Source organism: Actinophytocola sp., assembly GCF_035712165.1.
GTDB lineage: Bacteria > Actinomycetota > Actinomycetes > Mycobacteriales > Pseudonocardiaceae > DASYTH01.
Genome location: NZ_DASTBH010000139.1, coordinates 1 through 6,072, shown reverse-complemented (window position 1 = coordinate 6,072; position 6,072 = coordinate 1). Strand labels below are relative to the sequence as shown.

8 protein-coding genes are annotated in these 6,072 nt (G+C 69.2%); 4 read left to right on the top strand and 4 right to left on the bottom strand.

Features of this window, described 5'->3' with window-relative positions; all coding sequences use genetic code 11:
• Positions 1-222: 222 nt before the first annotated feature.
• Genes VFO68_RS07680 through VFO68_RS07670 form a run of 3 tightly spaced genes read right to left on the bottom strand, consistent with a single transcriptional unit; the run spans position 223 to position 1,929 of the window.
• On the bottom strand, positions 223-1,071 hold the full coding sequence (locus tag VFO68_RS07680; RefSeq protein ID WP_325157475.1) for a peptidoglycan recognition protein family protein: 849 nt from the start codon (positions 1,069-1,071) through the stop codon (positions 223-225).
• Complete coding sequence (locus VFO68_RS07675; protein WP_325157474.1) at positions 1,071-1,265, bottom strand: hypothetical protein; 195 nt, start codon at positions 1,263-1,265, stop codon at positions 1,071-1,073. The genes VFO68_RS07680 and VFO68_RS07675 overlap by 1 nt, the downstream gene beginning before the upstream one ends.
• Positions 1,266-1,314: 49 nt before the next feature.
• On the bottom strand, positions 1,315-1,929 hold the full coding sequence (locus VFO68_RS07670; RefSeq protein ID WP_325157473.1) for a class I SAM-dependent methyltransferase: 615 nt from the start codon (positions 1,927-1,929) through the stop codon (positions 1,315-1,317).
• 110 nt (positions 1,930-2,039) lie between these two features.
• On the opposite strand from VFO68_RS07670, the gene VFO68_RS07665 reads away from it, so the two are divergent.
• Positions 2,040-2,393: a hypothetical protein gene (locus VFO68_RS07665; protein WP_325157472.1), complete on the top strand. Its 354-nt coding sequence runs from the start codon at positions 2,040-2,042 to the stop codon at positions 2,391-2,393.
• 64 nt (positions 2,394-2,457) lie between these two features.
• Here VFO68_RS07665 and VFO68_RS07660 read toward each other — a convergent pair whose 3' ends face one another.
• Positions 2,458-2,685, bottom strand: coding sequence for a hypothetical protein (locus VFO68_RS07660; RefSeq protein WP_325157471.1), 228 nt, complete (start codon positions 2,683-2,685; stop codon positions 2,458-2,460).
• 229 nt (positions 2,686-2,914) lie between these two features.
• Between VFO68_RS07660 and VFO68_RS07655 the strand changes: the two genes are divergently transcribed.
• From VFO68_RS07655 to VFO68_RS07645, 3 genes are all read left to right on the top strand, one after another.
• Positions 2,915-4,390 carry a S8 family peptidase gene (locus VFO68_RS07655; protein WP_325157470.1) on the top strand — a complete coding sequence of 492 codons (1,476 nt, stop codon included), beginning with the start codon at positions 2,915-2,917 and terminating at the stop codon, positions 4,388-4,390.
• Positions 4,391-4,453: 63 nt separating this feature from the next.
• A complete protein-coding gene (locus VFO68_RS07650; RefSeq protein ID WP_325157469.1) occupies positions 4,454-5,653 on the top strand; it encodes a hypothetical protein in 1,200 nt (399 codons plus the stop codon).
• Positions 5,654-5,672: 19 nt separating this feature from the next.
• A partial coding sequence (locus tag VFO68_RS07645; RefSeq protein ID WP_325157468.1) for an LLM class flavin-dependent oxidoreductase occupies positions 5,673-6,072 on the top strand: 400 nt, incomplete at its 3' end.

Genomic DNA, 6,072 nt, shown 5'->3' with positions numbered 1-6,072 from the left:
GCGCGGGCGGCGCCGCAGGCGCCGCCGCGCGCCCGCATCTCTTCTATAAATTGATTTTTGGTTTTGAAGAAGCCGCGCCCGATCCTGCCCAGGGCGGGAGACCCGCCCGGTGCACGGCTGTGGGCAGACCCCCAACCCCACAACCACGCACCCCTCCGGGGCTGTCCACAGCCGTGCACCGCAACGCCGGCATCCGCCCGACCGGCGGCGGAACACCGAGCACTAGGACACCGGACCAGTACGGGAATCACCGTCTCGAACACGGCGGTCCATCTCGTCGGCTACGGCTTTGGCGAGGGTGGCGTAGTCGACGTCGCCGGTGGCGATCTGGTCCAGTCGAGTGCTCACCTTCGCCAGGTCTGCCGCCAAGGCGGTGACCGACTCCTGGAGCGCATCCGTGCCGTTGGCGGCGTGGTTGGCGGCGACGTTGGTCTCGCCGATGAAGTTGCCGTACTCGGTGGTGAGACCGGTGCGACCAAACGTATATTTCCTGTCCCATTCTACGGGGTCCACTTGGTTCTCCAAGGGTAGTGCGGCCCGCTGCCGCATCCATTCGTCGCTGATTCCGGTCGGGTCGACCTTCCGGCCGGCGGGCACGGCGACAGTCCGGTGGCTCGCGTACCGGTCTACCCCGCGCCGCATGTACAACAGACACGCCGCCACCAGTCGCGGGTACATGAACAACTGGTCCGGCGTCCACGTTCCGTCCCCGGAGTCCTCCGCCTCGATCCCGATCGCCTCGTCGTTGAGGTCCACGAACCCGGCGTAGGCCGACGCTCCCGCATGAAACGCCACTCCCGCGGCTATCACATACACGTTGCCGGACCGGCCCAGCCCGAAGTTCGCGAGCGGACCCGCCAGGCCGGCGCGCCCGTTGGTCACCACGTTCTGGGACGGATAGTCACCGCGCGCGGTCTCCGGGGTGGCGGTGTGATGGCCCACCACCACCTCGAGGCTGCGCATCCCGCCATGACCGCGCGACTCCCAGCCAGACACGGCGATCACCGACCTTCCGGTACCCGCCGTGGCCGTGCGCGCGGCGTCCACCAACCACGGAACGAAGAACGCCATCACATGTCCAGGTCGTCATAGACGCCCGCCAGCGACTCGTCGTCCGGCGCGTTCGGGTCGGCGATCCGGGCCGCCAACGCCGCCCGCGCCTCGGCGAGGGTCTTCGGCGGCTCCCGGCCGGCGTCCCAGCCCGCCGCCTCCCACTCCTCGGGCGTTCGGATCGGGCGCGGGTCGCCGTCGTGGTAGATCTCCATGCGCGCGATGCTGACAACCCCGGTCGACGTTCCGTCGACAGTCCGTCGACTACCCGGGTTTGACCGCGGCGACCCGCTCCACGGTGCCCGCCTTGAGCCGCTCCTGCTCCTCGATCACGAAACCCGCCTGCTCGACCAGGGGCAGCGGGCGGCGGGTCTGGTAGTCGCCGATCATCCGCACGGTCAGCTTCTCCAGCAGTCGCTGGCCGAAGTGGATCAGGCGGTGCTGGCTGCCGACGTGGTCGAGCAGCAGCAGGGTCCCGCCGGGACGCAGCACCCGGTACATCTCGGCGATCGCCGCCCGCTCGTCCGGAACGCCGCACAGCCCCAGCGTGCACACCACCGTGTCGAACGAGGCGCCCCCGAACGGCAGCGCCTGCGCGTCGCCCACGCGCAGGTCGACGGTGCGGCCCAACTCGGCGGCGCGGGCCCGGGCCAGGGCCAGCATGGCCGGGCTGAGGTCGATCCCGGTCAGCTGAACCGAGTCCGGATAGAACGGCAGGTTCAGCCCGGTGCCCACGGCTACTTCCAGAACGCTGCCCCGCGCCCGCGAGCACACCCACTCCCGGCCGCCGGCGAACATCACCCGGTCGCAGAAGGCGATCTGCCCGTCGTACCTCGGCGCGTACCTGTCCCACTGGGCCCGCAACCGATCCGCTGTCATGCCGCTCGACCTTAAGGCATCCGGGTCTGCCCGATGGGACGGCCGGTTCGGCGCTGCGCCCGGTCCGGCGGAGCTTCGATAGTGGCAGTGATCAACTAGGAGGAGCGGCGATGAACATCGAGTACGTCCACCAGCCCAGCCACGACCCCGTGGACCACGGTCAGTTCGTTGATTCCTACCAGTCCATCTCGGTGCCGATGGTCGACCACGCCGTCACGGTCTGCCTGTGGAGTACCAACGTCGACGTCATTCTTTCCGTTCGGGTAACGGACAATGCCGGCACTGACCACTACGAACAGTTCACTCTCTACGCAGGCGCCCCGCAGTGCGTCAAGTTCGCCGACCTGCCCGGCAGGGAGGCCGGGGTCGCCTTCGGTGCGGAACTGCCGGCAAGCGCCGAGCAGGAAACCCGCGACGAGTTCCAGCGGAACGGAGTCGGGTTCACCATCTACGGCGACAACTGACCGGTCAGTGAGCGGCGTCCAGGCGGGCGCGCTGGTCGGGGCTGGGCCAGAGATGAGGCCCCGATCAAGGGGACAGTACGCCGAGGTCGCCGTCGCGCGAGCGCAGGGTTGGCAGGTCGGTGCGGGACCGCAGGTAGGTGTGGTGGTACTGAAGCACCTCGCAGCCCGGTAGCAGCCCGACGCTGCCCTCGCGGACCAGGAAATGTGCATAGAGGAGATCCAGCCGAGCCATGCCGAGCCGTTCCCGGCTGCGCGCCGTTCGCCCGGCGCCACCGGCCGAGCAGCGTCTCACTCTCCCCGCCCTGGGTTCCGTTGACCCAGTAGGCGTAGTTGTTGGCGGTGTCGATGAACGTGCCGCCCGCCTCGACGTAGCGGTCCAGCAGCGCGTAGGAGTTGGTTCGTCGGTGGCCGTGCTGAGCCTGCCTCCTGGAGCGCGCTCCAGATCAAGCGCTGAATGATTTCGTCACCTGAGCGGACTTTCGTCGTTGAGTTGTTCGACAGTCGCGGTCAGGAGGTCTCCCATGTTCGGTCGTCGTCGTTTCGCTCGATTCAGAATCGCTGTGTTGGCAGCGGTTCTCGCGATCCCGCCGCTGGGCACGCCGGCCTCGGCCGATCCCCTTGCGCCGGTTTCGGCTTCGCTGTCGGGATTGTTGGCCAGCGCGGCGGACTCGTCGCCGATGACGGTGCTGGTGCACGCGGACAGTGTGGCCGCGGCCGGCGCTGCGGCGAGCGCGGCCGGTCTGACCCGGGTGGCCGGCTTCAACCGGATCGGTGTGGTGGTGGCCAGCGGCACCGCCGGCCAGGTTCGGGCGGTGCGGGCGGTTCCCGGCGTGCGCTACGTGGAGAACAACGACCCGCTCACGCTGTTCGCCAGCACCGGCACCACCGCGACCCGCAGCCAGGACGCGCGGCAGACGCTGACCGGCGCGAACGGGCACAGTCTGGACGGCACCGGCGTCTCGGTCGCGGTGATCGACTCCGGGATCGACCCGACGCATCCCGCGTTCACCGGCCCGGGCGGGACGACCCGGGTGGTGCGCAACCTCAAGAGCCTGTGTGTGGATGAGAGCAGCCTGGCGACGAACTGCATCCTCGACCTACCGACCACTGTGGACACCGACACGCTTTCCGTCGGCGGACACGGAACCCACGTCAACGGCATCGCCGCGGGCAACCCGCTCACGCTGACCGACGGCATACCGGTCGGCGGCTCGGCGCCCGGCGCGAAGATCGTGTCCATCTCCACCGGCGCGGTGATCCTCATCGTCGGCGCGGACGCGGCGCTGAACTGGGTGCTGGAGAACCACAACGCGCCGTGCGGGCCTGGCGTTCCGGTATCGACCTGCCCGCCGATCAAGGTGATCAACAACTCCTACGGGCCGAGTGGCGGCGGCGAGTTCGACCCGGCGTCGGCCACCGCCCAACTGCAGCGCGCGCTGGCCGCCGAGGGCGTGGTCACCGTGTGGGCCAACGGAAACGACGGCGGCGACGGCTCGGCCAACCTGTCCAACCCGCCCGGCCAGGACCCCACCCCCGGAATCCTGTCGGTCGCCTCCTACAACGACCTGAGCACCGGCACCCGCGACGGCGCCGTGTCGGACTTCTCCTCGCGCGGCGCGGCGGCCCGGACCGCCACCTGGCCGGACATCTCCGCCCCCGGCGAGAACATCATCTCCGCCTGCCGGCTCTACCTGCCGATCTGCTCCACCGGACTGGACCCGCACAACGGCCCCGGCCTGCTGGACATCGGCACCTACAACGTGATCAGCGGAACCTCGATGGCCGCACCGCAGATCACCGGCATCGTGGCGCAACTGTTCCAGGCCAACCCGAACGCCAGCCCGGCCGACATCGAGAACGCGCTGAAGTCCACCGCCCACAAGTACCCCGCCGGCGCCGCATACCAGCCGGTCGGGCCCTACACCTCCAGCTACGACAAGGGCACCGGCCTGGTCGACGTGGTCGCCGCCGCCATCGCTCTGGGTGCCCACCCGTAGCCAGACGGTAGATTCCCGCTAGGATGTGCGGCGCTCGGTTAATTTCCCACTACAAAGGGTGTGATGTCCGTGCGTCGTCGAGTCACCGCTGTCCACCTCGCCGCCGGGGCGCTCATGGCCGGATTGCTGATCGTCCCGGCCGCCCCGGCGGTCGCCGCTGCCGGGCCGACGACGCTGCCGGCCAGCCAGTACACGCTCAGCGCCAACTACCATCAGTTCGACGCGGTCAACACCGCGCTGGTGTCGACGCTGGGAACCGCGGCCGTGCACACCGTGATGGACAACGCCAACCACGACCGGACCGGGCTGCCGTCCTCGTTCTCCGTCGCCGGCCTGAGCACCGGCTTCCGGTTCGACAGCACGGACAATGGCGACTGCAAGAGCTTCCCGCAGGGCATCACGACCAGCCGGGACGCGGTGGGCACGGCCAACAGCGGCAACTACGACGGCCACCAGCTCGTCCTGGTCAGCTGGTACACCAGGGACGAGTGCGGCGGCGACCAGGAGCGCAGCCGGATCACCCTGGTCGACTGGGACGCCACCTACCCCAACAAGTACCGCAAGATCCTGCTCGTCGAGCCGACCGGAACCGCCGCCACGCCCAACTTCAAGGACATCCCGATCCACGCCGGCGGGGTCTCCTGGTACGGCGACTACCTCTACGTCGCCGACACCGGCCGCGGCATGCGGGTGTTCGACATGCGCAAGATCCTGCGGACCAACACCGGCGGCACCGCCGACCAGATCGGCCGGCAGTCGGCCACCGTCTACTACGCGCACAACTACGCCTACGTGCTGCCGCAGATCGGCACGATCACCTCGAACACCACGTCGGGCACCAACCTCGCCTGGTCGACCATCTCGCTGGACCGGGTCAGCCGCTCGATCGTGATGACCGAGTACACCTGCCAGACCTGCGACGGCTACCCCAACCGGGCGCCACGCGCGATCCGCTACCCGTTCGCCGCCGGCGTCAGCACGTTCGCCGCGACCACGACCGCGAGCCAGGCCCTGCAACTGCCCTGGTACAACCTCAACGGCGTGGCCTCGCACAACGGCCGGTGGTGGTTCAACTCCTCCGGGCAGAAGAAGCTGTACTACTGGACCCCCAGCGCCGGCGCCACCACCTACAACTGGCTCGGTGCGGGCGAGAGCATCTCCTACTGGGAGGACGACACCAACCCCGATCTGCTCTGGACCCTCCAGGAGGGCACCGGCAACCGCAACGTCTTCGCCGTGGAACAGGCCACCTACGACGGCTGACAGGTGCTTCCATGGCCCCATGAAGATCGCACTGTATGGACTGCACCGGGGAAGCAGCGCCGATCCGGAAGTACGGACGCGGCGCGCCCAACGGGCCGAAGAGGTCGGGTTCGAGTCATTGTGGGTGGGCGACCACGTCGCCCTGCCGGCCGACTCGACCTACGATCCGCCGGACCAGCCCCGGCTGGAGGCCGTCGTCGCGCTGACCCACCTGGCGGCGGTGACCAGCCGGGTCCGGCTCGGGTTCGGGGTGATCGTGCTGCCGCAACGCCAACCGGTGCTGCTGGCCAAGCAACTCGCCTCGCTGGACGTGCTGTCCGGCGGCCGGCTCACGGTGGGCGTCGGGGTCGGCTGGATCGAACCGGAACTGCGGGCGCTCGGGGTGTCACCGGCCGAACGGGGGGCCCGCACCGACGAGT

Excerpts from the sequence above, each read along its gene's own strand:
- VFO68_RS07680 (WP_325157475.1), bottom strand. The coding sequence starts at position 1,071 with ATGGCGTTCTTCGTTCCGTGGTTGGTGGACGCCGCGCGCACGGCCACG.
- VFO68_RS07675 (WP_325157474.1), bottom strand. The coding sequence starts at position 1,265 with ATGGAGATCTACCACGACGGCGACCCGCGCCCGATCCGAACGCCCGAG.
- VFO68_RS07670 (WP_325157473.1), bottom strand. The coding sequence starts at position 1,929 with ATGACAGCGGATCGGTTGCGGGCCCAGTGGGACAGGTACGCGCCGAGG.
- VFO68_RS07665 (WP_325157472.1), top strand. The coding sequence starts at position 2,040 with ATGAACATCGAGTACGTCCACCAGCCCAGCCACGACCCCGTGGACCAC.
- VFO68_RS07655 (WP_325157470.1), top strand. The coding sequence starts at position 2,915 with ATGTTCGGTCGTCGTCGTTTCGCTCGATTCAGAATCGCTGTGTTGGCA.
- VFO68_RS07650 (WP_325157469.1), top strand. The coding sequence starts at position 4,454 with ATGTCCGTGCGTCGTCGAGTCACCGCTGTCCACCTCGCCGCCGGGGCG.